The organism is Halosimplex yunnanense (assembly GCF_054504345.1).
Window position 1 is genome coordinate 233923 of sequence record NZ_JBTJEL010000035.1, and the last position, 24653, is coordinate 258575.

Here is a 24653-nt window from a genome sequence, read left to right on the forward strand (position 1 = left end):
CCGCCGATCACCGAGTGTGCCGCTCGAGACGCCGGTCCACGTCGCCAACGAACTCGCGAGGCGCGGGTACAACGCCGAGCCCGAGGCCGTCACGCTGATCGCGTCGGCGGGCGATCCCGTTGCGGCTCTCGACCGTACACTCGAAACGGTCCCCGACGAGGCGTTCAAGCTCACCACCGACCACGTCAAAGAGGCCATCGAGACCCGATCGCGCTCGCAGGGTGTGGACGCTGGCGCGCGCGAAGGGACCGACAGTCCGACCCACGCGGGCGACGACCCCTCTGTTTCAACTGGAGACGGGACCGCCGAATCGGAAGACGGGAGCGGCGGCGCTCCAGCCGAAACGAAGGAGGATGGTCGGACGCCGGCGGACCCGAGCCAGCGGTCCATCGAGATCGAAGGCGACATCCAGAGCACGGGGACCGGCGAGTACTCCGACTTCGTCGCCGTCTTCCGTGACCGGTACGAGAAACTCTCGAAACAGCTCCGCGGGCGGGTCAACCACCGGCCGACCGACGCCATCGAGTCGATGCCCGGCGGGAGCGAGGCCGCGATGGTCGGGATGGTCTCGGACATCCGCTCGACCGCCAGCGGCCACTGGCTGGTCGAACTCGAAGACACCAACGGGACCTTCCCCTGTCTGGTGATGAAAGACCGAGACATCGCCGATCTGGTGAACGAACTCCTGCTGGACGAGGTGATCGCCGTCGACGGGACGCTCGCGGACGACGGCGGCATCCTCTTCGTCGACTCGCTGTACTTCCCGGAGATCCCGCGCACGCACGAACCCTCGACGGCCGACCGCGAGGTCGAGGCGGCGCTCATCAGCGACGTCCACGTCGGCAGTCAGGAGTTCGAGGCCGACGCGTGGCACCGCTTCGCCGACTGGCTGCACACCGCCGAGGCCGACCGCGTCGAGTACCTCCTCATCGCCGGCGACATGGTCGAGGGCGTCGGCGTCTACCCCAACCAGGACGAGGAACTCGACATCGTCGACATCTACGAGCAGTACGAGCGCTTCAGCGAGTATCTCAAGGAAGTCCCCGGGGACATGGAGATCATCATGATCCCGGGCAACCACGACGCGGTCCGCCTCGCCGAGCCCCAGCCGGCGTTCGACGAGGAACTGCGGTCGATCATGAGCGCCCACGACGCCCGCATCTCGGGCAACCCCTCGACGGTCACCGTCGAGGGCGTCGACGTGCTCATGTACCACGGGGTTTCGCTGGACGAGGTCATCGCCGAACTCCCCGACGAGAAGGCCACCTACGACGAGCCGCACAAGCCGATGTACCAGCTGCTCAAGAAGCGCCACGTCGCCCCGCAGTTCGGCGGGCAGACCCGGCTGGCGCCCGAGGAGGAAGACCACCTCGTGATGGAGTCCGTCCCCGACGTGTTCCACTCGGGCCACGTCCACAAGCTGGGCTACGGCAAGTACCACAACGTCCTGACCATCAACTCCGGCTGCTGGCAGGCTCAGACGGACTTCCAGAAGAGCGTCAACATCGACCCCGACGTGGCGTTCGCGCCCATCGTCTCGCTGGACACGCTCGATCTGCGGATCCACGACTTCGAGTGAGGCCAGCGGGCGAACGCCCCTGTTTCGAGTGCAACCGCCGTTTACCCGAGCAGCGGCGTCGCTCGTTCGGTCATCCCAGTAGCGGCGTGTCCTCACCCGCGACGACGAGGACGAGTCCCACCAGCGCGACCACCGGATACGCGGGATGTGCGGCGGCGAACTCGATCAGTGCGGTCACGTTCCCCACGTCGGTGATGACCGTCGCGGTGTTCGCTCCGGATCGGCTGGGAACCGACAGTCCGTAAGGGGTGGTGAGACTCGCCGCAGTGACGACCGCCGTGCAGGCGATCGCGACCAGCCCGACGATACGCAGGGTCTGTCGGGCGACCTTCGCTCCCAGTCCCCGTTTCGCTTTCCCACCGAGCCGTTCCATGGGGCGTGTGAACGGCGGATCGGCTCATAAGTCTACGTCAGACGTCCGCTGGGCGCCACCGAAAACAGACGGGTTCGTCTGGCATCGCTGCCGGCCAGTCTCGGCTCGATCAACTGCCGAGCAGCGGCGTCTCGTCGTCGGCGACGATCAGCACGATCCCGACCAGCATCGCGACCGGGTACGCCGGGTGTGCGCCGGCGAACTCGGCGAGCGCCGTCACGACTCCGACGTCGGTGACGTACGCCGCTGTCTGCGCGTCACCGCCGCGGACGGCGAGGCCGTGTTCGGTCGAGAGACTCAGGGCTATGACCACGACGGATAGCGAGACGGTGAGCAGGCCGACGACGCGGAGTACCTGTGCGCTGATCGTCGCGACCACCCTCGAACCGATTCCCGTGCCACTCATTATCGGGTATAGCGGTCGAACGGACTTATAGTCGCGTCAGACACTCGGGGACAGTCGGGTGTCGTCACGTGGACGAACTCGTTCGGGCTGGCGCGAAATCCTGCCGCGACCGCCGACAACTGGCGGGACTGGCCCGCTGACCGGGACTTATGTGGTTGGGGGCCCTCGTCGGGGGTATCCATGTCCGAGGACTGGGATCCGGCGACCGAGGCACTGCACGTTGGACAGGAAGAACCAGATTCCGCGACCGGCGCGCGAGCGCCGCCGATCTACCAGACGACGTCGTACGTCTTCGAGGACGCCGACGACGCCGCGGCGCAGTTCGCTCTGGAGAAACCGGGCCACATCTACTCGCGGCTGATGAACCCGACGAACGCCGTCCTCGAGGAGCGCATCGCGGCGCTGGAGAACGGCGTCGCCGCCGTCGCCACCTCGTCGGGGATGGCCGCGCTGAACCTCGCTACCTTCATGCTCGCCGACGTGGGCGACAACGTCGTCACCGCCTCCTCGCTGTACGGCGGTACCTACACCTACTTCACCCACACCGCGCCGCGGATGGGCGTCGAGGCGCGGTTCGTCGACACGCTCGACTACGAGGCCTACGCGGAGGCCATCGACGACGACACCGCCTACGTCCACTTCGAGACCATCGGTAACCCGGCGCTCGTGACGCCGGACATCGAGCGGATCGCAGACATCGCACACGACCACGGCGTGCCGCTGTTCGTCGACAACACGTTCGCGACGCCGCACCTCTGCCAGCCGCTGGACCACGGCGCGGACCTGGTCTGGAACTCCACCACGAAGTGGATCCACGGCCACGGCACGACCGTCGGCGGCGTCCTCGTCGACGGCGGATCCTTCCCCTGGGACGAGCACGCAGAGAAGTTCCCCGAGATCGCCGAGCCGAACCCCGCGTATCACGGCGTCAACTTCCGCGAGCGGTTCGGTGACGCCGCGTTCACCTACGCCGCGGTCGGTCGCGGGCTGCGTGACCTGGGCAGCCAGCAGTCGCCGTTCGACTCGTGGACGACGCTGCAGGGGCTGGAGTCCCTCCCGATGCGGATGGACCGCCACTGCCGGAACGCCCAGGCCGTCGCCGAGCACCTCGCCGACCACCCCGAGGTCTCGTGGGTCACGTACCCCGGGCTGGACGACCACGAGACCCACGAGGAAGCCAGCGAGTACCTCGACGGCGGCTACGGCGGCATGATCACCTTCGGGCTGGAACAGGGCTACGAGGCGGCGCGGTCGACCGTCGAGTCGACGGAGATCGCCTCCCTGCTCGCGAACGTCGGCGACGCGAAGACGCTGATCATCCACCCCGCTTCGACCACGCACCAGCAACTCAGCGACGAGGAGAAGGCCGCCGCGGGCGTCACCGACGACCTGGTCCGGATCTCGGTCGGCCTCGAATCGGTCGACGACATCGTCGACGACCTCGACCAGGCCATCGAGACCGCCACGCAGTAACGCGCGACGCCGGTGGCCGCCCCCGCCGCCCCATCGGCTGTCGAAAGTTATTTCTCCTACATGTCTGTGATACGATCGAAACCATGAGTACGCGCAGTGCGGTCTCCCGGACGCGTCCGCTGGGGGTAACAATTATCTGTATCCTGGCTGGTCTCGGCGCGCTACTGGGACTGCTCGGGAGCGTCGTCATCCTGGGAGCGAACCCGCTGCTGGGGCTATTCACGTTCGTGGTCTCGGTGGGACAACTCGTCGCAGTGGTCGGACTCTGGAATCTCCACACCTGGGGATGGTCCCTCGGGGTCGCGCTCTACGGGCTCAGCGGGCTGATCGATCTGGTCACCGTCGACCCGTTCGGGGCCGTGATCTCCGCGATCATCGTCCTGTACCTGTTTACGAAGCGACCGCTGTTCGACTAGCGGCGACGCCACACGCCGTCGAACACCTCGGAGAGTGGCCCGACGATCTGCTCGTCCATCGTGTCGGAGACCGGTGCGCCGGCCAGTTCCCCGCCCGGTCCATTCCGTCTTCGATGATCCCCGACCTATTTACGATGATCCCCGGCCCATTTATATAGATCAAGCACATCCGTCTGTTCTATCGTATGGATCGGGTGTTCGAGCAGACGGAATCCGACGACGGAGGCCGCGCGCTCGACGGTCCGAGCGAAGCGGTCGTGGTGACCGACGGGGGGCGTGACCTCGCGACCGACGGCGCCTCGGCCCCCGACGGACAGTTCTTCGAGGCGCTCGTCTCGGCCGTCGACGTCGGCGTCGCGGCCTGCGACGAGGAGGGGGCGGTCGTCTTCGCGAACGAGGAGGTCGAGACGATGCTGGGCGTCGCGGAGGGCTCGCTCGTCGGTTTGTCGGTCATCGAAACGCCGCTGGTCGACGCCGACTCGGGGGGCGAGTGGGTCGCCGCACTCGACGGACCGGAGACGGTCGAGCGAACGTTCGAACGCGATCCCGACGGCGTGCCGACCTTCGATGGATTCTCGTCGGGTGACGAGGAGTTGCTGCCGACCGCGCCCTGCGGGGAGCGGCGGTCGATCGACCCTGCGAACGCGCGGGAGATCGCCGTCGAAGTGACGGCGAAACCGGTCACGGTCGCGGGCGAATCGTACGCGTTACTGACGGTCCGGGACGTCTCCGAACGGGTGCTGCTGGAGCGCGAGAGCAACATCCTCGACGTCATCTTCGAGTCGATTCCGGTGTATCTCTACGTCAAAGACGAGGAGGGACGCCACGTGCGGGTGAGCGACTTCAACCCGGACGCCAGCGACTACATCGGCAAGACCGATCTGGATATCTGGGGCGAGGAGGGCCGCGAGAGCTACGAGGACGACATGCGCGTCATCGAGGAGGGCGAGGAGATAATCGACAAGATACGGGCGAACCCCGAGTGGAATCACTTCTACAGCACGTCGAAAGTGCCGTGGCGGGACGGAAACGGCGAGATTCGCGGACTGATCGGACTCACGCACGACATGAGCGAGTGGAAACGGCAGGAGCGCCAGCTCGAACGCCAGAACGAGCGCCTGCGCACCGTCGCGAGCGTCATCTCCCACGACATTCGCAATCCGCTCCAGGTCGCTTCGGGCCACCTCGAACTCGCGAAACAGGGGGCGGGCGGCGACCACGTCGAGTCGGCGTCCGGCGCGATCGACCGGATGGGCGCCCTGCTCGAGGACCTGCTGGAACTGGTGCGCCACGGCCAGTGGGTCGAGGACCCCGAGCCGGTGTCGCTGAACGCGGTCGCGAAGGGCTGTTGGGACACGGCGACCGGGGAGGCCGGGATCCTGCGGTTCCACGAGGACCCCGACCTCGAGGCGGACCGCGACCGACTTCGGCAACTGCTCGAGAACCTCTTCCGCAACGCCGTCGTTCACGGCGGCGACGACGTCACGGTCAGAGTCGGTCCCCTCTCGGACTGGTCGGGCTTCTACGTCGAGGACGACGGGCCGGGCATCCCCGCCGAGGACCACGAGAGGGTCTTCGAATCGGGCTACACCACCTCCGAGGACGGGACCGGGTTCGGGCTCTCGATCGTGCAGGTGATCGCCGAAGCACACGGGTGGCGGGTGTCACTCGCGGACCCGGAGGACGGTGACGGGCCGGGCCCCGGCCCCCTCGGTGGTGCGCGCTTCGAGTTCCGCGGCGTCAAGTTCGTCTAGAACAGCGGCGGCTAGTCGAGGACCTGCTCGGTCTCGAGGACCTCGCGGAGTTCTTCCATCGTCTCGACGATGGTGTCGCAGCCGGGCGCGGCGGCGGACTCGTGCCCGTCGGAACATGCGTCAACAGCCTATAAAGTGCCATATCGGAACAGATAAGCAGACTGAACTTCCCGTACCGCCACGTGACACGAAGACCCGCTGGCCTCAAGTTCGTCTGCGCCCTCGGCGGTCTCGGTGCTCTGATCGGTGCCGTGCAAGGTGTTCAGATCTTCGGTAGTGGCCTCGCTGCTCTCGAACCGTTGGCGATAGTTCTGGCAGGTGTCGTCTTGCTTATCTCGGTCGCCGAGTTAGTGGTGATCGTCGGCATCTGGCGGATGAGATTCTGGGCGCTCCAGGTGGGTATCGTGGTCTTCGCCTTTCAGGCGGCGGTGAACGCGCTCGTCGTCCACCTCGTGGCCGCCGTGGTGTACCTCCTCGCAGTCGTCTACCTCGGCATGAAAAACGACGAGTTCGCCTGAGACCGATACGGGCGGACTCACGGTACTGTCGTCCCCGGATCCCGGAGTGTGGACCGTTCCGCCGGCGGACCCGGACCCGATCGTCTACCCCACCGGTTCACGTCGAACTCGGACCGACACGGCGGCCGTCAGTCTAGCACGTCCTCGCCCTGCAGGACCTCGTGGAGTTCTTCCATCGTCTCGACGATGGTGTCGCAGGCGGGCGCGACGGCCGGTTTCGGGTCGAACCCGACGGCGAGGCCGGCGACCTGGAGCATCGGGAGGTCGTTGGCGCCGTCGCCGACGGCGATGGTGTCCTCGCGGTCCTCGCCGACGGCGGCCGTCAGCACTTCGAGGGCGTCGTCTTTCGTCCCCTCGATGAGCGGGCCGTCGACCGCACCGGTCAGTTTCCCGTCGGCGACGGGCAGTCGGTTGGCGACGATAGCGTCGACCTCGACCCCCTCCGTTTCGAGTGCAGCGGCGACGCCGCGCTCGAACCCGCCGGTGAGGATGGCGACGTAGATGCCGGCCTCGCGGAGCGCCTCGATCACGTCGGCCGCGCCGGGGCGCAACTCGACCTGGTCGAAGGCGGCCTGTGCGTCCTCGTCGGGGAGGTCTTCGAGGAGTGCGCAACGCTGGCGGAGGCTCTCGGCGTACTCGATCTCGTCGTTCATCGCTCGCTCGGTGATCTCGGCCATGTCCTCGTCGGTACCGTTCTGGCGACCGAGGAGGACGGTCATCTCAGAGTCCGAGAGCGTCCCGTCGAAGTCGAACGCGACTACGGTCATTGCTCGCTCGTTCTCCGCGGGGGGATTCAAAGCCCCCGGTTTCGAGTGGAACGACGCAGTCGCTCTGCGGAGTGGAACGGTGAGACGGGAGGAACGGCGGTCGTTTCGGTGGACGATACGCTCTCGCAGGCGCCGTCAGTCCTCGTCGTCGCGGACGGGGACGTAGATCTCGCGGTCGGCGACGGTCGTCGGGTCACGGCCGGACTCGTAGCGCTCGAAGATCGGCGCGTGGACGTCGTCGCTGTCGTCGTCGTAGTCGAGTTCTTCCCGGTGGATCGTGGTGACCATCTCGTCGACCGTCTCGTACTCGGGGCGGAGGACGGCGTAGGTGGCATGTGGGATCTCGACGGCAGTCAGTTCCGCCGAGAGGTCGTCGGCGGAGTCGACTTCGCGGCCGGCGACGTAGGTGAACTCGCCGCTGTCGGCGTCGACGTCGAACATGACCGCGTAGTAGTCGGTACCGATGGCGGCCGCTTCGAGTTCGTCGGCGTAGTCGTCGAGCGAGGCCCACAGCGCCGACTCGTCGACGTCTTTCCCGCGGTGGGCGACGCCCGCGACGAGGAAGTTGCCGTGCCGTTCGGTCTCCGTGTCTGCCGTGTCGAGTACCATACCCGCAGTTGGGGTGGAACTGGCTTACGTCCCCGGAATCGGTGGAGAAGCCGACGAACAGGTCGCCGCAAGCCGGTACGTACGCGCAGTCGCCCCTTGCAGAATCAACGGGGCGACCCTCACGGTCGCGGCGGCTCGCCGTCGTAGCCATCGACGTCCTGATAGAAGTTGAGCAGGGCGAACTTCAGTTTCCCGGGGTCGACGTCGACCATCTCCCGGCGCTCTTCCGGCGGGAAGGTGGTCCGTACCGAGTAGTCGCGCATCTCGACCTCCGAGCGCTCGGTGTAGCGCTTGTCGAGCAGGATGCGGGCGCCGAAGTCCTCCGGCGAGCGGACGACCCGCCCGAGCGCCTGCCGGGTCTTGCGGACGGTGGGGATCTCGACGGCGTAGCGCCAGCCCGCCCCGTCGTCGTCGCTCCCGCGACCGCCAGAGCGCGACCCGCGGCCGTCGTCTTCCTCGCCGAAGGCGGCGTCGTAGGCTTCCTGGACGGCGTCCATGCGGTCGTCGAGGTGCGGGTAGGGGACGCCGACGACGACGACGGTGCGGGCGTCGTCGCCGTCGAAGCTCACGCCCTCGGCGAGGGTGCCCCACAGCGAGGTGAACAGGATAGCGTCGTCGTCGTTCGTGAACGACTCGCGGAGGTCCTTCGCGGAGGTTCCCGGGCGGTCGAGGTAGGTCTTCCCGCCCGTGTCGACCCGCTGGTGGTAGCGCTCGGCCTCGCCGTAACTCGGGAAGAACGCGAGCGTGTTGCCGGGCGTGAAACGGGCGGTGTCCTCCAGCACCTCGGCGACGGTCGATTGGACCTCCATGTCGTCGCGCTTGCTGGCGAAGAGGGCGGGGCCGTCGACGGCGTAGGTGCGACGGCGTTCCTCGGGGAACTGCTGCCCGTAGGCGAGCGTCACCGGGTCGTCGAGCCCGAGGACGTCTTCGGTCACGTCGAACGGCCGCAGCGTCGCGCTCATCAGCACGCCGGCGTGCAGGTCGCCGAACAGGTCCGCGGTGACCTGGCTCGGGATGCACGTGTAGAGTTCAGCACGGCCGTAGACCTCGCCGGCCTCGCGCTGGCCGCCCTCCTCGGCGCGGCGAACGCTAACGACGGGATACTGCCCCTCGGCGGCCGATTCGTCGAGCCAGTCCTCGACGAAGCTGGCGGCCTGCAGCGTCTGGCACTCCTGCCGGGAGGTCGTCTCGCCGTTCTTGTAGGCCTCCTCGTAGGACTGGTCGAGCTCCCGCCCGAGATCGAGCGTCAGGTCGAGTTCCTCCGAAAAGCCCGGCCCAGAGTAGTTCTGCAGGAACGCCAGCGTCAGGTCGTCGCGCGCGTCGTCGTTGTCGATGGAGAGGTCGTACCAGTGCTCGTCGACCTGCTCGCGCTCGCCGAAGGAGAATGCCTCGTCGTAGGCGTCGACCAGCGCGTCCCGGAAGGTGGTGAGGACGTTCAGGGCGGCGTCGGCCCGCGGGTCCTCGGTCGTCTCCAGCTCGTCGACGGCCTGGTCGAGCGTCGTCTCGGTGAGCGTCCGGCGGGCGTGGTCGCGGGCGGCGTCCTCGACGTTGTGCGCCTCGTCGAAGACGGCGATGACGTCCTCGGGGTCCCGACCGAGCCACCGGAAGAACTGCTCGCGGATCATCGGGTCGAGCAGGTGGTGGTAGTTACACACCACCAGATCGACGCCTTCCATGCCTTCCTTGAGGAGTTCGTAGCCGCACAGGCCCTCGCGGTCGGCGTACTCGTAGACGTCGTCGGGCGTGCGCACGTCGTCGTAGAGCCACCCGTAGAACGCGTCGGTATCGGCGGTCAGGTTGCGGTAGTAGTGGTCGCAGACGTTCCGTTCCTCGCGGAGCTCCGCGATCTCCTCCTCGACGGATTCGAGTTCGTCCATCACGGCGCCGCGGGCGTCGGCGGCCTCGGCACTGCCGTCCCGGCTCTCCTCCAGCAGGGCGCGCTGCTGTTCCTCCAGTTCGGCCATGTTCTCCTCGGCGTCGACGAGTTCGCGGGTCGTGTCGCGCAGCGCCTGACACTCCTCGTAGCCGACATCGATGTGACACATCGAGGCCTTGCCCCGGAAGACGACCGCGCGGATGGGTTCCTGGTCGGTGATCGCTGCCGCCTCGCGGACGAACTGGCGCATCTGCTGGTGAACGTTGGTCGTGATGACGACCGTCTTCGATGTCTCGCGGGCGTACTCGAGCGCGGGCGCCAGCGCCGAGAGTGTCTTGCCGGTTCCGGTCGCCCCCTCGAAGAGGACGTTCCGCGCGTCATCCAGCGCGTCGTAGATGCTCCCCATCGCGTCGGTCTGGTGGTCGTACGGCTCGTCGTACGGGAAAAAGCGGAGATAGTCGGGGTCTGACGCGCTCGCCACTGTGTAGTGGTGTTCGCGCGCCCGGATAAAAGCCCTAGCCCCATCGCGGTGAAAGTGAACCGCGGGCTCCCGGCGCCAAACCGAGGTCGGTTCGAGTGCCCGGCTACACTTCGGGTTCGAGGTACACCGTCCGGACGTTCGAGTTCACCGACTTCATTTCCTCTTCGATCTCGGTGATGATCGCGTCGAGGTCGCCTCCCTGGAATCCGGGGACGAACTCGATGTCCGCGGAGACGACCACCCGCTCGGGACCGAAGTAGACGGTGCGGAAGTCGACGATGCGCTCGACTTCCTCGCGGCCCTCGGCGACCGCGCGGAGTTTCTGCTCCTCGTCGGCGGGCACGCTCTCGCCGAGGATGAGCCGCTTGTTCTCCCACGCGAGGGCGACGGCGAAGCCCATCAGCATGATCCCGATGAGCAGAGCGGCGATCGCGTCGTAGATGGCGTTGCCGGTCTGCTGTTCGAGGAAGACGCCGGCCAGCGCGAGCACGAGGCCGACCAGCGCGATGGTGTCCTCGGTCAGCGCGGTGAGCGTGGTCACGTCGCTGGTCTTGCGGAACGCCTCGCGGAAGCCCGACCAGTCGTGCTCGTCGATCTGCTTGCTCATCCCGGCGTAGGCCTTGCTGAACGCGTAGCCCTCGAAGACGATGGCGCCCAGCAGGATCCCGTAGTTGACGTAGATCGGGTCGAAGTTCGGCGGCTGGAAGGAGAAAAAGAGGAAGTTGATCGCCTCGCCGGCGGTGTGGCCGCCGCCGTGACTGGTCAGGGCGTTGTACCCGTGTTTCGCGGACTCCCACCCCGCGATGCCGAACAGGAACACCGAGACGAGAAAGGAGTAGAAGAACTGTGCCTTGCCGTAGCCGAACGGGTGGCGCCGGTCGGCCTCCCGGCCGCCGTAACGGATGCCGATGAGCAGGAACACCTGATTGCCGGTGTCGGAGATCGAGTGGTACGTCTCCGAGAGCATCGCGGCGCTGCCCGTCAGCAGAAAGCCGACGAACTTCAGGACCGCGATGGCCGCGTTGGCGACCAGCGCGGCCATCACGACCGACTTGCTACTTGCCATCGTCCGGGAGTTACCCGGAAACATCAAAACGCTTGGGTTTTCGGGAGTGCGGGTGCGTGTCGTCGTTCCGGTCGAGGGCGTGGGAGCGGTCGTGGCGGTTGAGTGGTGGCGGTCGTTACACCGACTGAGGACTTTCGAGATGTTCGCTCGGCGTACTCGTCACCGTGGAGGTCGCTGGGAGTCGAAAGCCGTCGGCACGTTCGCTATCTGACGTAACGACGCAGGATACACTGAGCGTTGAAAGCCCTCGGCGTTCTCGCGAGGAGTTGTAGTGACCGCAACCGCAGGGTGGGCTGAGATATGAAAGCCCTCGGCGCGCTCGCGGTCGCTGAGCGGGATATCCGCGCTCTCCGCACAGCCCGCGCGGATAGTCGCCCGCTCAGGCGACTGAAGTGAACGCGAGCCCGCCTCGCCCTTTCAGTCCGCCAGGGACAGCAACCGCAACTGCACCGCCCCAGCACCGCAGACGGCCACACCCTCCCCAACCGATTGTGCTTCTCGGCCTACGGCCTGCGATGCTCATCCCTCGCACGGCTACGCCGCGCGCATGAAAGCGCGCGACAGCGCGCGCCTTCGTAGTTGATCAGGGGTCGTCGTGCGACGGGGAGCGAAATGATGCCGGATTTCACGGACGAGCCCGTAGCTGGAGCCGTGATTACGGTCGTCTCGGACACGCACGGCACGGACGGGCATCGACTGGACGGGCGGACCTTAAATGCGGTCCGCGAGGCGGAGCTGGTGATCCACGCGGGCGACTTCACGACGGAGCCGGTGCTCGACGCCTTCGAATCGGAGGCGGGCGCCGACGCGGACGGGGAAGGGGAGTTCGTCGCGGTGTACGGGAACAACGACGACGCGGGGATCCGCGGGCGGCTGGAGGCGACGCGGACGGTGGAACGGTCGGGGTATCGGTTCGTCGTCGTGCACGGCCACGAACACGACGACACCGCGCTCTCGCTCCTCGGGCGGCAGGAGCGGGCGGACGTCGTCGTGGTCGGGCACTCCCACGAGCCAGGGCGACGGGAGGCGGGCGCGGTCACGGTCCTGAATCCGGGGAGTCACGCCGACCCGCGCTGGTACCGTCCGGCGCACGCGGAACTGCAATCGGCCGGGGAGGGACTGGTCGGCCGACTCGTGACGCCGGACGGGGAGGTCTTCAGCGAGTTCGACCTGTCCGCCACCGGACGGGAGTGACGGAGCGCCCGCCAGCCGGGCGAGCATGACGGGGGTCGGAACGGGGCGGCGTGCATCCGTTGTTTCGGAGGGGACGGAAAAGTAGGCGGCGAAGACTCAAAGACTGATTTCAGTTAGTGGCGTACCAGACGAGGAAGCCGCCGAGCAACACGGCGGCCCCGCCGAGGAAGAAGAAGGCGCCGGGCGGTAGGCCGGCGGCGGCACCCGTCGCGGCGTCCATGGCTCCGGCGTCGGGGACCGGCGTGCGCGCCGCGGCGGCCGCACCGTCGGTCGTGGCGCCGTCGCCACCGCTCCCGAACGAGGGCAGCAGGGACCCGCCGGCGATGGCCTGGATGAGGACGCTGACGACGGCGAGCAGGCCGACGGCGCCGAGCAGCCGCGAGAGGGCGGTGCGGATGCTGGTCGATTTCTCCTGGTCGCCGGCGAAGATGACGAGCGGCTGGTCGGCGGGCGCGTAGACGTCCATCTCGCGGCCCTTCTGGGAGTAGGCGGTGTCGACGACTTCGACGGCGCCGGCCTCCTCGAGGTTCTCGAGGTGGTACTGGGCGTTCTGGAGCGAGGTGTCGACTCGCTCGGCGAGTTCGGCCGGCGGTGCGGGGTCCTCGTGGAGTTCGCTCAGGAGTCGGCGGGCGGTCCCGGAGGAGAGCGCAGAGAGGAGGTCGTCGGCGTCGTCGCTCTCGACGCCGACCACCCGCGGCTCCGCGTCTTCGGCCGCGGTGGTGTCGGGTTTGGAGGGCAGCAGCGACATCTCACGTCGCGCTTTGCACTGTGGGGGTATCAGTCTTATCACCCGATTGGCGCGTTCACCCTCCCCGGTTGATCCGTGATCGCGAGACGACGCGGGTGTGTCGGGAGCGAAACGGCTTTCGACCGACGGTCGAACCGGAGCGGCCGCGTCGAAACCTCTTTGAGCGGTGCCGCGGTAGCCGGGGGTATGCAGATCGGTGACCTGGTCTCCGGGTTCTTCGAGGACCCGGTCCTCGTCTTCATCGTCGTCGTCCTCCTCGGGTTCGTCTTCCTCGTGTACCTGTTCCTCCGCCGGACCGCCAAGGGGTTCAAGGAAGGCATGAACCAGGGTCGCCAGTAAGACTCGGCCCGGGCTGACTTCTCGGTTCAGTCGAGCGCCCGCTCGATCCCCTCGAGCGCCCGGTCCACGTCCTCGTCGTCGACGTCCCAGTGCGTACAGAAGCGCACGCGATAGTCGCCGAAAGCGGTGCAACCGACGCCTTCGCGTTCGCAAGCGGCGACCACGTCTTCGGCGGGCTCGTCCGTCCGCGCCACGACGATGTTGGTCTCGGGCTCTGGTGCCTCGATTCCGTCGATCCGGTCGAGACCCGCGGCGAGCCGTCGCGCGCGTTCGTGGTCCTCCGCGAGGCGGTCGCGGTTCTCCAGTGCGAGCAGGCCGGGCGCGGCGAGGATACCGGCCTGGCGCATCCCGCCGCCCATGAGCTTGCGGACGCGGTGGGCGCGCTCGACGAACGCCTCGCTGCCGGCCAGCATCGACCCGACGGGCGCGCCGAGCCCCTTCGAGAGACAGACCATCACCGAGTCGACCTCGCGGACGAACCGCTCGGCGGGGACGTCGCGCGCGACGGCGGCGTTGAACAGGCGCGCGCCGTCGAGGTGGACTGGGACGCCGCGTTCGTGGGCAGCCTCCGCGGCGGCCTCGATCGCCCCGGGCGCGATGGCACTGCCGCCCTTGCTGTTGTGGGTGTTCTCCAGCGCGAGCAGGCCGGTCCCCGCGCGGTGGCCGTCCGCCTCGACGTAGGCGTCGCGGACCTGTTCCGGGGCCACGACGCCGCGGTCGTCGCCGTCGACGGGACGGGGCTGGACCCCGGAGTGCTGGGCGACGCCGCCGAGTTCCCACTTGTAGACGTGGCTCTCGCGTTCGAGGATCGCTTCCTCGCCGCGCTCGGTGTGGGTGCGGACGGCGACCTGGTTGCCCATCGTCCCGGAGGGGACCAGCAGGGCGTCCTCGGTGCCGAGCACGTCGGCGACGCGCGCCTCGAGTTCGTTGACGGTCGGGTCCTCGCCGTAGACGTCGTCGCCGACCTCCGCGTCACGGGCGGCTTCCCGCATCTCCTCGTTCGGTCTCGTGACGGTGTCGCTGCGCAAGTCGATCATGCGCCCCCGTTCGCGCTCGCGGTAGAAAAGGTGGCCGAACGCGGGGCGGACACCCCGGAAAGTCGGCAGGCGGATCGGCCGATCGGGTTTAGTCGCCCAGCTCGTCGGGCGCTACTTCGACGCCGTTGTACTCGATGCGGAAGGCGGCCTCGCCCCCGGTGCGCTGGAAGTCGGTGACGTCCCCGGTGAGAGCGAAGGTGTCGCCGTAGCCTGAATTGCCGGTGAAGCCGGTCACGGTCGTCGTCCCGTCGCCGTTGTCGGCGATGGCGTCGTTGTCTTCGGCCGAGCGCTTGTCGCCCGCGTTGGTGATCGGTCGAACGGTTCCGTCGACGGTGAACTCGTAGTCAACGTCGCCCGATTCCTCGGCGACGATCGCGAGGAGGTCGGTGGAAGCGGAGGTGTCTTCGAGGATCCGCCACTCGCACTCCCGGAGCACGTAGTCGCCGTCGCCGCCCGTCTGCTCGAACGACTGGACCTCGCCGCAGACCGCGTAGACGTCGCTGTAGCCCGGGTTCCCGGTCGAACCGGTCGCGGTCCACGTACCGTCGCCGTTGTCGGCGACGGCGTCGTTGCCGCCAGGATTCGCGCCGCGACGGTCCGAGAGGGTGACTGCGTGCACGGGGCCGTCGACGGTGAACTCGTAGTCGACGGCGCCCTCGGTCGCGCCCACGACCTCGATACAGCGGTCCTGGGAGTTCTCCTTGCCGAGGAGGTACTTGTCGGCGGCCGGGTTGCGCACGTAGTGGCGCGTGTAGTTCAGGTCGTAGGAGACGTCGAACGCCTCGATCACCTTCCCGGCGTGTTCGCCGCTCCCGCGATAGACGTCGGGGATCTCCGTCGGCGGGCCCTCGTAGTGGTAGACGGTCTCGGTGGTCCCGTCGACGAAGTGCAGATCGACGCTCGAGATCAGGCTATCCGGCGTCGCATCTACGTCCGCGAACTGCTCTCCCCTGACGGTCGCCCGCGAGTCGGTGAAGGTGATCGCTTTCGCACCCGGATCGCAGTCGGTCGGGTCGTTCGAGTACGTCCGGTCGTTCCCGTTCGAGTCGGTGAACGTCACGGACTCGACGACGCGTCCCGGCGCACCGAACTCCTCGGGCGTGCCCTCACCGATCAGGACGAAACTGCCGTCGTCGAAGACGGCGCGGGCGCCCGTGGCCGTGTCCCAGTTGTCGACCGAGACCGTCGAACAGTCGATGGTGAACTCCGGTTCGGGCGCCGTTGCAGCCGTTTCAGTGGCGCTCCCAGTCGTTGCGATCCCCGAGAGAGCCCCCAGCGCGCTCGCTGCGAGGAAGGTCCGCCGCGTGTTCCGCAGTGGTCGGTCCGTCATAGCACGCTATCCGGGTAGGGTGGTTCCCGTATTTCGTTATAGGCACCCCATCCGCCGGTAAGCGGCGGTTACGTGCCGTACGGGATGGGGATCGCGGACAGACGGCAGTGGTCCGTCCCCCGGTCATTGTTGGTTGATACCTAGTCACAGATTATCACTTTACGCTTCGCCTATGAATTACGATCGTGATGGACCTCACCGACCACTACGAACGCGTCCGCGAACGGAACGACTACCAGCCGGTCGACGGAGCCGTCGGTCCGATCCCCGCGACGGAGCGACGGCGATTCGTGGCTATCGACGAACCCGGAGCAACCGGCTCCGGAGTCTTCGACCGCGCTGCTGACCGCCGGACCCTCGTCACGACCGGTGTCGGAATGACCGGCCCGCCGCATCTGGGCACGGTCGGACAGGTCCTGACCGCAGTCGAACTCCAGCGGGCGGGCCTCGACGTCCAGTTCGTGATCGCCGACCTCGAACCGTACCACGGCGGGGTGCCGCTGGAGCGGGTACAAGAACTCGCCGAGCGCTACCGGACGTTCATCGCGGATCTCGGCTTCGACCCTGACCGGGGACGGCTCCGCACCCAGTCGGAGGCCCGCGACGTGATGCACACCGCCCAGTTGCTCGCGCCGTACTACGACCCGGATTCGTGGGCGGACGGCCCGGACCACCCGCCGACGGAGTGGGAGCAGGCCGTCGGCGAGGCGTACGAGTCCACCGACGACGAGCGGACGATCGACTTCTCGGGGGCGACGTCCGAAGCGGCAAGCACCCACAGCGCCGTCCTCCACGGCGTCGACTTCCTGCACCCGCTCTACGCGGGCGAGTACGAACAGATCGTCCTCTCGTTCGGAGTCGACGAGCATCACCTGACCCGGATGGCGCGGCAGTTCCGCGACGCCGCGCCGGTCGATAGCCCCGTCGCCGGGCTCTACACCCGGATGCTCCCGGGGTTCGACGGGATGCCGAAGATGTCGAAATCGATCCCCGGTTCGGGGATCTCTCTCGGAATGGACTCGGAGACGATCCGCGAGCGGATCGGCGGCGACGGGGGCGGCGACCCGGCGGCGTCGCCGGTCTTCCAGGCGATGTGTCTGGCCTCGCGCTACGACGCCGACCGGCTGGACCGGATCGAGACGGCCTGTGCGGCCGGTGGCGACGAGTGGGAGCGAGCGCGAGCGGAGTATGCCGACTCCGTGGTCGACCTCGCCGAGCGGTGGCAATCGACGGCCGAATGACAGTCGTCGGCCGCCAGTACTCGATGCCACGACGAAACCGGTTTCACGGTTCCGGCCGACCGTCCGGGCATGGACTCGCGCGTTCGCGAACACGCAGAGATCATCTGTAACCACTCCGTCGATCTGCAGGAGGGCGACACGGTCGTCATCGACGCCCACCCGGTGGCCGAGGACCTCGTCACGGCGCTGCACGAGATCATCGCCGACCGGAACGCTCACCCGCTGGTCGTCCAGGACCGCATGGGCAAGCGCTTCACGCGCGCCTTCCAGCGCAACCACGACGGCGACTTCTCGCTGCCGGAGCATCAGATGGCGCTCTACGAGGAGATGGACGTCTACATCGTCATCCGGGGCAGCGACAACGTCACCCAGACCAGCGACGTCGACCCCGAGGTGGCGACGGCCTACGCGGCCGCCCAGCAGCCCCTGCTGAACGAACGGCTCTCGAAGCGCTGGTGTCTCACGCAGTACCCCGCGCCCGCCAACGCCCAGCTCGGGCAGATGAGCACCGAGGGCTACGAGAACTTCGTCTGGGATGCGATCCTGCGCGACTGGGACGAGCAGCGGGATTTCCAGGCCAACATGGTCGAGATCATGGACGACGCCGAAGAAGTGCGCATCGTCTCGGGTGACTCGACGGACGTGACGATGAGCGTCGCCGGCAACCCGACGCTCAACGACTACGGCGAGCGCAACCTCCCCGGCGGCGAGGTGTTCACCGCGCCCGTCCCGGACTCCGTCGAAGGCGAGGTCTACTTCGACAAGCCGCTGTACCACCAGGGCCGGGAGGTCACCGACGTGTACTGCAAGTTCGAGGGCGGCGAGGTCGTCGAGCACTCCGCCGGGAAGAACGAAGAGGTGCTGACGAACGTGCTGGAGACCGACGAGGGGTCGAAGCGTCTCGGCGAACTCGGCATCGGGATGAACCGCGCCATCGACCGGTTCACCTACAACATGCTGTTCGACGAGAAGATGGGCGACACCGTCCACATGGCGGTCGGGCGGGCCTACGACGACACCGTCGGCGAGGGCAACGAACAGAACGACTCCGCCGTCCACGTCGACATGATCGTCGACATGAGCGAGGACTCGTTCATCGAGGTCGACGGCGAAGTGGTGCAGAAGAACGGGACGTTCCGGTTCGAGGACGGCTTCGAAGGGTAGTCGGCGTCGGCGATCAGCCCTGTCCGACGAGCGCACCGAACACGGCGCGTTCGATCTTCTGGAGGTGCTCGCCGACGGTGGCGGGCGAGCAGTCGACGATCTCGGCGACGTCTTCGTGAGTCGCCTGTCGGGGCGCCTCGTAGTAGCCGACGGCGACCGCCGCTTCCAGCACCTCCCGCTGGCGGGCGGTGAGCGCGTTCAACAGGCGGCCGCTCTCCGGGTGGTACTCGCCCGTCTTCTGGATCTCGACGTCGTAGCCCTCCGGCTCGTCGAACTGGGCAGCGCGGGCGAACGCTTCCTCGGTGCCGACCAGCGTCACCCGCTGGTCGCCGTCCGGGGTGAGTTCGATCGGCATGTCCCGGACGAGTTCGAGTTCGTCGTCGCGTTCGAGCATGTACTCGACGAGATCGTTGGTCTCGACACGGGAGTAGCCCCACCCGCGAGCGCCCTCCCCGTCGGCGACGGTGAACTCGTGGACCTCCGGGGACGAGTCGAGGATCTCGCGGTATCGGTCCAGATCGCCGCTGGCCTCGGTCAGCAGCGTCACCGTCCCGTCGCCCAGGTCGTCCATCCGGTGGATCGCCTCGCCGGTCACGTCGGGGTCGCGGGCGATCCGCTCGCCGACCGGGTGAAAGCCCTGCCCGTCGCTCGGCGACACCAGCAGCGTGACGTACCGCATACCCGTGCGTACGCTTCGCTCGGCAAAGATTCGTCGGTCATCCGGGACCGAAAGCGGCCCGCCCCGGCCGACGGGCGGTGTCACACGCCGGCGCCGTCGCGGCGTTGTCGGCCTCTGACGAGCAGAAACGAGAAACTCAGACACACGAGCGCGAACAGGGCCACACCGGCGACCCAGTAGCCGAACAGGTCGGCGGCGGCGAGGTAGTTCGGCGGGACGAGCAGTGCGATCAGCAGGTACTGTCGGCGTTCGATACCGCGGAGCCGTGCCTGGAGGGCGTCGTCCATACGGGACGACGTGACGCCGGCCAGTCATTATACCACCGACCGCCGTGACGCGGTCGCCGCGGCCCGACGTACTTTGTGAACGGCCTCCGAACGCCCTCTATGGAGGAACTCACGGGGGGCGTCTACGCGTTCACGGAGACGATCGAGACCGAGGACGGCGAGCGGGCGTTCCACCCCGCGGCCGTCGAGACCGACCGCGGCCTGTTGCTGATCGACGTCGGCCTCCCCGGACAGGCCGACGCGCTCGCGGCCGAACTCGCGGAGGCGGGGTTCGAGTGGGCTGACGTGTGGGCGGTCCTGATCACGCATCACGACGGTGACCACGCGGGCGCGCTCGCGACGGTCCGCGAGGAGACCGACGCGGTCGTGTTCGCCCACGAGGCCTGCGCGCAGTACGTCGACGGCCGCGAAGACCCGCTCAAGGGCGACGGCGAGCGCTACCCACCGGTCCCGGTCGACGTGGAACTCGTGGGCGAGGAGGCCTTCCGGACCGCGGCGGGGCCGATGCGGGTCGTCTACACGCCCGGGCACACGCCGGGACACGTCTCGCTGTACCTCCCCGAGGAGCGGCTGCTGCTCGCGGCCGACGCGCTGACCGCAGCGGACGGGGAGCTCCAGCCGCCGAGCGAGCACTTCACGCTCGACATGGCCGAGGCGGGCCAGTCGGTGGCGCGGCTGGCCGCGCTCGACGTCGAGCGCGTGCTCTGCTTCCACGGCGGTGCCGTCACGGCGGACGACGAGCGGATCGCCGAGATCGGCGCGTCGATCGACGCCTGAGTCGCCTCGGCATTCCTCGGAGGTCCGTGCGTTCCGGAAGTAATCGACTGCTACGTTCTCACCCCTCGTACCCGGGGCGCGTCATTCGCGAGTCAGACGTCCGTCAGACGTTGGGTTTTCAACTGCTGAGAATCGTTCCGGCAGGTTTATAGGTGGTTGCTACATGTTGTCACACATGGCGCCGGATATGGTCGCTGAAGCCGAGGTGGAAGCGAACGCCGAGGTCATGGCCTCGGTCGAAGACGGTCCCACCGAGACGCTCGTAATCGCGGATATCAGCTGTGACGACGCGTATCTTACAGCGCCGCTCGCCGACGCCGCCACCCTCCCGGAGTGGCGGTAGGCGGGCCACCGCGCTGGCACAGCCGTGACCTGCCCTCGACTCGCCGCGCTCTTCTCTGGCATCGATCCCGACGGCCGCTGCCGGTAGCCGCGCGTTTCTTCCGGCCTCCCGACCGGCGGGGTGCGCTCGCTGGTTCGCTCGGTTGCGACGAGCGTCGCTGTCCGACCGTGTCGACTGTGTCGGTAGTGTCCTCGTCTGCGTCCGGAGAAAACAAGCGTTATACCGGCTGGCGGGGATCGGACGCCCATGAAGGTACTCGTCACGGACCCGATCGCCGACGCGGGTCTGGACCGGTTCCGCGAGGCGGGCCACGAGGTCGAGACAGCCTACGACGTCGAGGGCGACGCGCTCCTCGCCGCCGTCGAGGACGCCGACGCCATGGTCGTGCGCTCGGGGACGGAGGTCACCGCGGAGGTCTTCGCCGCCGCGCCGAACCTCCAGATCGTCGGTCGCGCCGGCATCGGTGTCGACAACATCGACATCGAGGCCGCGACCGAGCACGGCGTCATCGTCGCCAACGCGCCGCAGGGCAACGTCCGCGCCGCGGCCGAACACTCCGTCGCGATGGCGTTCGCGACCGCGCGCTCCATCCCGCAGGCGCACAACCGCCTGCGAGACGGCGAGTGGGCCAAGGGCGATTTCCTCGGCACGGAACTCAACGAGAAGACGCTCGGCGTCGTCGGCTTCGGCCGGGTCGGCCAGGAGGTCGCCCGCCGCCTCGACGCGCTGGGCATGGATCTCGTCACCTACGACCCCTACATCAGCGAGGAGCGTGCCGAACGCTTCGGCGCCGAACTCGTCGACTCGCTCGACGAGTGTCTCGAACGCGCGGACTTCATCACGATCCACACGCCGCTGACCGACGAGACCGAGAACATGATCGGCGAGGAAGAGATCGCCCAGCTCGAGGGCGGCTACGTCGTCAACTGCGCCCGCGGCGGCATCATCGACGAGCCCGTGCTCGCCGAAGCCGTCGAGGACGGCCTGCTGAAGGGCGCGGCCATCGACGTCTTCGCCGACGAGCCGATCAGCCCGGACAACCCGCTGCTCGACGTCGACGACGTCGTCGTGACGCCGCACCTCGGCGCCTCGACGGAGGCCGCCCAGGAGCACGTCGCCACCTCGACGGCCGACCAGATCATCGCCGCGTTCAACGGCGAGCCGGTCATCAACGCGCTGAACGCCCCCTCGATGGACGAGAGCGCGTTCCCCGCGGTCGAGCCGTACCTCGACCTCGCGGACACGGCCGGCACCATCGCCGTCCAGCTGTTCGACGGCGGCGTCTCGGACATCGAGGTCACCTACGCCGGCGACATCGCCGACCACGACACCGAGATCGTGACGGCCACGGCCCTGAAGGGCGTCTTCGAGGGCGTCGTCGAGACGCAGGTCAACGCGGTCAACGCCGAGCGGATCGCCGAGGAGCGCGGCATCGACGTCACGGAGTCCAAGACCAGCTCCGCCGAGGACTTCCAGAGCCTCATCACCGTCACCGTCTCCGACGGCGACGAGTCGATCAGCGTCTCCGGGACGCAGTTTGCCGGCGACGACGCCCGTATCGTCCGCATCGACGGCTACCGCGTCGACGCGGTCCCGCACGGCCACATGCTCGTCGCCCGCAACGAGGACGTCCCCGGTGTCATCGGCTTCATCGGCACCGTCCTCGGCGAGGCCGACGTGAACATCGCCGGGATGTTCAACGGCCGCGAGACCATCGGCGGCGAGGCGCTCACCGTCTACAACCTCGACGACCCCGTCTCCGAGGCGACGGTCGAGGAACTGCTCGCCGACGAGCGGGTCATCGACATCACGCAGATCCAGCTCAACGGCCAGTAAGCGCGGTCGCTGGCGCTTTTTTGGAGTGCAGAAACGGAACGGAGTATCCTCCCCTCGCGACGGCCGCGACTATCGCAGCAGTCCCCGGAGTCGACCGAGCGCGCCGGTCGGGGAGTCGGCGCCCTCGTCCGGGGTCGGTGCTGTGACGTCGAACTCGTCGGACACGAGCGGTTCGTCGCGGCAGGCGTCGCGTCCCTGGAGGACGCGTTCGTAGCGGTCGACGACGTGCTGGAGGTCGCGCTCTCTCGATTCGAGGCGCGCTTCGAGCGTCGCGACCCTCGCTTCGAGCATCGCGATCCGTATCAGATACAGCGTCTGGGGCGTCAAGAGCGGGCGGCCGGCCGTCTCCCGCTCCGGAATCGCCGCTCCACACGACTCGCCCGCCGGCTGGCGGTCGGTGCATGGGCTGAGTTCCCCCTGGTTCGGTTCGTCGGCGTTCGCGGCCATGCTTTCGAACAGATGTTTCACGCGTGCAAAAAGACCGGGCAGACGGACACCCGACGCGCGTCTGACGATCAGTACCACACCGGCGCCGTCATCCGATTTGTGGCAGGGGTGAGTTCGGTTCGGCCCGATCGCTAGCAGTATTCGGGACCGCCACCGCGGAGTACACTGAGCGTTGAAAGCCCTCGGCGCGCTCGCGGTCGCTGAGCGACATACCCTCGCGGCCAAAGGCCGCTTTGGGTAAGGGCCGCTCAGGCGACTGAATTGCACGCGAGCCCGTCTCGCCCTTTCAATCCACCAGGAACAGCAGAACCGCACGGCACCGCAGCCGGCCACACGCCTCCCCAGCCGATTCGCTCAGTCGCTTCGCTCTATCACTCATCCCTCGCACGACTACGCCGCGCGCATGAAAGCGCGCCACCGTCAGAGCAAAGCGCTGACGGCCCATCGGAATCGCGAGCGATTCCGAGACGACAGCGCGCGCCACTCAGAAAATCACGCCGGGCGTCTTCGTGGAACGGTGTCCAGACGCGGATCCGGTGGGGTTTTCCCGCCGCTGGCCGTCCGTCGGGGTATGACGGACCCGATCACGGAGCGCGTCGACGACCCGGAGGCGGCCCGCGAATCCGGCCGCCGGAAGATGGAATGGGCGCGCCAGCACATGCCGATCTGCGAGTCGCTACGGGGGGACTTCGAGGACGACCAACCGTTCGCGGACGAGATCGTGGGGATGGCGATGCACGTCGAGGCCAAGACCGCGATTCTGGCCGAACTCCTGGCGGCGGGCGGCGCCGAGGTCGCCATCACCGGCTGTAACCCCCTCTCGACCCACGACGACGTGAGCGTCGCGCTCGACGCCGTCGAGGGCGTCACCTCCTACGCCGAGCGCGGCGTCGACGACGAGGAGTACTACGCCGCCATCGAGGCGGTCATCCAGCACGAACCGACCATCACCGTCGACGACGGGATGGACCTGGTGGCGGCCATCCACGAGGACTACCCCGAACTCATCGACTCGATCGTCGGCGGGTGCGAGGAGACGACGACGGGGGTCCACCGCCTGCGCGCGATGGACGCCGACGGCGAACTCGAATACCCGATGTTCGCGGTCAACGACACGCCGATGAAGCGGCTGTTCGACAACGTCCACGGCACCGGCGAGTCCTCCCTCGCCTCCGTCGCGATGACGACGAATCTCTCGTGGGCCGGCAAGACCGTGGTCGTGGCGGGCTACGGCCACTGCGGGAAGGGCGTCGCGAAGAAGGCCAGCGGCCAGAACGCCGACGTGGTCGTCACCGAGGTCGAACCCCGCCGCGCGCTCGAAGCCCACATGGAGGGCTACGACGTGATGCCGATGGACGAAGCGGCCGAGATCGGCGACGTGTTCCTCACGACGACGGGCAACCGCGACGTCGTCGTCCGCGAGCACTTCGAGAAGATGGACGACGGCGTCCTGCTGGCCAACGCCGGCCACTTCGACGTCGAGATCGACCTCGACGCGCTCTCCGACCTGGCCGTCGACAGCTACGAGGCCCGCGACGGCGTGCAGGCCTACGAACTGGAGGACGGCCGCCGACTGAACGTCCTCGCGGAAGGTCGACTGGTGAACCTCGCGACGCCCGTCGCGCTGGGCCACCCGGTCGAGGTGATGGACCAGAGCTTCGGCGTGCAGGCGGTCTGCGTGCGCGAACTCGTCGAGTCCGGCGACGAGTACGCGGCCGGCGTCCACGACGTGCCCGACCGGCTGGACAAGGAGGTCGCGGAGATCAAGCTGGACGCCGAGGGCGTCGCCTTCGACTCGCTGACGGAGACTCAGGAAGAGTACATGGGGTCGTGGCAACACGGCACGTAGAACGGGCGAACGCAAATCCGAGCGACGGCGAGAACGAGCGAAAATGAACGGTAGTCGGGGAACC

25 protein-coding genes are annotated in these 24653 nt (G+C 67.8%); 13 read left to right on the top strand and 12 right to left on the bottom strand.

Translation table 11 applies throughout. The features are described 5' to 3' along the window. Nucleotides 1-16 precede the first annotated feature (16 nt). Nucleotides 17-1579 carry a DNA-directed DNA polymerase II small subunit gene (locus AB2U09_RS14825; protein ID WP_459193502.1) on the top strand — a complete coding sequence of 521 codons (1563 nt, stop codon included), beginning with the start codon at nucleotides 17-19 and terminating at the stop codon, nucleotides 1577-1579. A 70-nt stretch (nucleotides 1580-1649) separates the two neighbouring features. On the opposite strand, the gene AB2U09_RS14830 is transcribed toward AB2U09_RS14825, so the two are convergent. Further along, the gene (locus AB2U09_RS14830) at nucleotides 1650-1952 is read right to left on the bottom strand and encodes a hypothetical protein (RefSeq protein WP_459193503.1); all 303 of its coding nucleotides are present in this window, start codon (nucleotides 1950-1952) and stop codon (nucleotides 1650-1652) included. 109 nt (nucleotides 1953-2061) lie between these two features. After that, nucleotides 2062-2358, bottom strand: a complete 297-nt coding sequence (locus tag AB2U09_RS14835; protein WP_459193504.1) for a hypothetical protein — start codon at nucleotides 2356-2358, stop codon at nucleotides 2062-2064. Between the two features lie 180 nt (nucleotides 2359-2538). On the opposite strand from AB2U09_RS14835, the gene AB2U09_RS14840 reads away from it, so the two are divergent. From AB2U09_RS14840 to AB2U09_RS14855, 4 genes are all read left to right on the top strand, one after another. After that, nucleotides 2539-3831, top strand: a complete 1293-nt coding sequence (locus AB2U09_RS14840; RefSeq protein WP_459193505.1) for an O-acetylhomoserine aminocarboxypropyltransferase/cysteine synthase family protein — start codon at nucleotides 2539-2541, stop codon at nucleotides 3829-3831. 83 nt (nucleotides 3832-3914) lie between these two features. Then, nucleotides 3915-4247, top strand: coding sequence for a hypothetical protein (locus tag AB2U09_RS14845; RefSeq protein WP_459193506.1), 333 nt, complete (start codon nucleotides 3915-3917; stop codon nucleotides 4245-4247). A gap of 185 nt (nucleotides 4248-4432) precedes the next feature. Continuing rightward, nucleotides 4433-6001, top strand: a complete 1569-nt coding sequence (locus AB2U09_RS14850) for a sensor histidine kinase (protein WP_459193507.1) — start codon at nucleotides 4433-4435, stop codon at nucleotides 5999-6001. Nucleotides 6002-6183: 182 nt separating this feature from the next. After that, nucleotides 6184-6519: a hypothetical protein gene (locus AB2U09_RS14855; RefSeq protein WP_459193508.1), complete on the top strand. Its 336-nt coding sequence runs from the start codon at nucleotides 6184-6186 to the stop codon at nucleotides 6517-6519. Between the two features lie 128 nt (nucleotides 6520-6647). Here AB2U09_RS14855 and serB read toward each other — a convergent pair whose 3' ends face one another. The 4 genes from serB to AB2U09_RS14875 all read right to left on the bottom strand — a co-directional run bounded on the left by serB (nucleotide 6648) and on the right by AB2U09_RS14875 (nucleotide 11318). After that, the gene (serB, locus tag AB2U09_RS14860) at nucleotides 6648-7286 is read right to left on the bottom strand and encodes a phosphoserine phosphatase SerB (protein WP_459193509.1); all 639 of its coding nucleotides are present in this window, start codon (nucleotides 7284-7286) and stop codon (nucleotides 6648-6650) included. 135 nt (nucleotides 7287-7421) lie between these two features. Next, nucleotides 7422-7895 (bottom strand): GyrI-like domain-containing protein, encoded by a 474-nt coding sequence (locus AB2U09_RS14865; RefSeq protein ID WP_459193510.1) that lies wholly within the window; start codon nucleotides 7893-7895, stop codon nucleotides 7422-7424. Nucleotides 7896-8014: 119 nt separating this feature from the next. Beyond that, the gene (locus AB2U09_RS14870; RefSeq protein ID WP_459193511.1) at nucleotides 8015-10252 is read right to left on the bottom strand and encodes an ATP-dependent DNA helicase; all 2238 of its coding nucleotides are present in this window, start codon (nucleotides 10250-10252) and stop codon (nucleotides 8015-8017) included. Nucleotides 10253-10355: 103 nt separating this feature from the next. Then, entirely contained in the window at nucleotides 10356-11318 is a 963-nt protein-coding gene (locus AB2U09_RS14875; RefSeq protein ID WP_459193512.1) for a cation diffusion facilitator family transporter, read from the bottom strand. A 651-nt stretch (nucleotides 11319-11969) separates the two neighbouring features. Between AB2U09_RS14875 and AB2U09_RS14880 the strand changes: the two genes are divergently transcribed. Beyond that, nucleotides 11970-12512 carry a metallophosphoesterase gene (locus AB2U09_RS14880; protein WP_459193758.1) on the top strand — a complete coding sequence of 181 codons (543 nt, stop codon included), beginning with the start codon at nucleotides 11970-11972 and terminating at the stop codon, nucleotides 12510-12512. Nucleotides 12513-12621: 109 nt separating this feature from the next. Here AB2U09_RS14880 and AB2U09_RS14885 read toward each other — a convergent pair whose 3' ends face one another. Next, nucleotides 12622-13260, bottom strand: coding sequence for an ArsR/SmtB family transcription factor (locus tag AB2U09_RS14885; protein ID WP_459193513.1), 639 nt, complete (start codon nucleotides 13258-13260; stop codon nucleotides 12622-12624). A gap of 186 nt (nucleotides 13261-13446) precedes the next feature. On the opposite strand from AB2U09_RS14885, the gene AB2U09_RS14890 reads away from it, so the two are divergent. Further along, the gene (locus AB2U09_RS14890; RefSeq protein ID WP_459193514.1) at nucleotides 13447-13599 is read left to right on the top strand and encodes a DUF7859 family protein; all 153 of its coding nucleotides are present in this window, start codon (nucleotides 13447-13449) and stop codon (nucleotides 13597-13599) included. 26 nt (nucleotides 13600-13625) lie between these two features. Here AB2U09_RS14890 and AB2U09_RS14895 read toward each other — a convergent pair whose 3' ends face one another. Then, nucleotides 13626-14636, bottom strand: a complete 1011-nt coding sequence (locus tag AB2U09_RS14895) for a threonine aldolase family protein (protein WP_459193515.1) — start codon at nucleotides 14634-14636, stop codon at nucleotides 13626-13628. A gap of 88 nt (nucleotides 14637-14724) precedes the next feature. Further along, nucleotides 14725-15966, bottom strand: coding sequence for a hypothetical protein (locus AB2U09_RS14900; RefSeq protein WP_459193516.1), 1242 nt, complete (start codon nucleotides 15964-15966; stop codon nucleotides 14725-14727). A 188-nt stretch (nucleotides 15967-16154) separates the two neighbouring features. Here AB2U09_RS14900 and AB2U09_RS14905 point away from each other — a divergent pair, with 188 nt between their 5' ends. Both AB2U09_RS14905 and AB2U09_RS14910 read left to right on the top strand, forming a co-directional pair. Beyond that, nucleotides 16155-17207 carry a nucleotidyl transferase family protein gene (locus AB2U09_RS14905; protein WP_459193517.1) on the top strand — a complete coding sequence of 351 codons (1053 nt, stop codon included), beginning with the start codon at nucleotides 16155-16157 and terminating at the stop codon, nucleotides 17205-17207. Between the two features lie 69 nt (nucleotides 17208-17276). Then, the gene (locus tag AB2U09_RS14910) at nucleotides 17277-18371 is read left to right on the top strand and encodes an aminopeptidase (protein WP_459193518.1); all 1095 of its coding nucleotides are present in this window, start codon (nucleotides 17277-17279) and stop codon (nucleotides 18369-18371) included. Between the two features lie 13 nt (nucleotides 18372-18384). On the opposite strand, the gene AB2U09_RS14915 is transcribed toward AB2U09_RS14910, so the two are convergent. Beyond that, nucleotides 18385-19050, bottom strand: a complete 666-nt coding sequence (locus AB2U09_RS14915) for a helix-turn-helix domain-containing protein (protein WP_459193519.1) — start codon at nucleotides 19048-19050, stop codon at nucleotides 18385-18387. 80 nt (nucleotides 19051-19130) lie between these two features. Further along, a complete protein-coding gene (locus AB2U09_RS14920; RefSeq protein ID WP_459193520.1) occupies nucleotides 19131-19337 on the bottom strand; it encodes a hypothetical protein in 207 nt (68 codons plus the stop codon). Between the two features lie 99 nt (nucleotides 19338-19436). On the opposite strand from AB2U09_RS14920, the gene AB2U09_RS14925 reads away from it, so the two are divergent. The 3 genes from AB2U09_RS14925 to serA all read left to right on the top strand — a co-directional run bounded on the left by AB2U09_RS14925 (nucleotide 19437) and on the right by serA (nucleotide 22293). Then, a complete protein-coding gene (locus AB2U09_RS14925) occupies nucleotides 19437-20114 on the top strand; it encodes an MBL fold metallo-hydrolase (protein ID WP_459193521.1) in 678 nt (225 codons plus the stop codon). Nucleotides 20115-20289: 175 nt separating this feature from the next. Beyond that, a complete protein-coding gene (locus tag AB2U09_RS14930; protein WP_274321938.1) occupies nucleotides 20290-20457 on the top strand; it encodes a DUF7556 family protein in 168 nt (55 codons plus the stop codon). A 246-nt stretch (nucleotides 20458-20703) separates the two neighbouring features. Continuing rightward, complete coding sequence (gene serA / locus AB2U09_RS14935; RefSeq protein ID WP_459193522.1) at nucleotides 20704-22293, top strand: phosphoglycerate dehydrogenase; 1590 nt, start codon at nucleotides 20704-20706, stop codon at nucleotides 22291-22293. Between the two features lie 69 nt (nucleotides 22294-22362). Here serA and AB2U09_RS14940 read toward each other — a convergent pair whose 3' ends face one another. After that, a complete protein-coding gene (locus AB2U09_RS14940) occupies nucleotides 22363-22740 on the bottom strand; it encodes a hypothetical protein (RefSeq protein WP_459193523.1) in 378 nt (125 codons plus the stop codon). 571 nt (nucleotides 22741-23311) lie between these two features. Between AB2U09_RS14940 and AB2U09_RS14945 the strand changes: the two genes are divergently transcribed. Continuing rightward, nucleotides 23312-24589 (top strand): adenosylhomocysteinase, encoded by a 1278-nt coding sequence (locus AB2U09_RS14945; RefSeq protein WP_459193524.1) that lies wholly within the window; start codon nucleotides 23312-23314, stop codon nucleotides 24587-24589. Nucleotides 24590-24653: the final 64 nt, after the last annotated feature.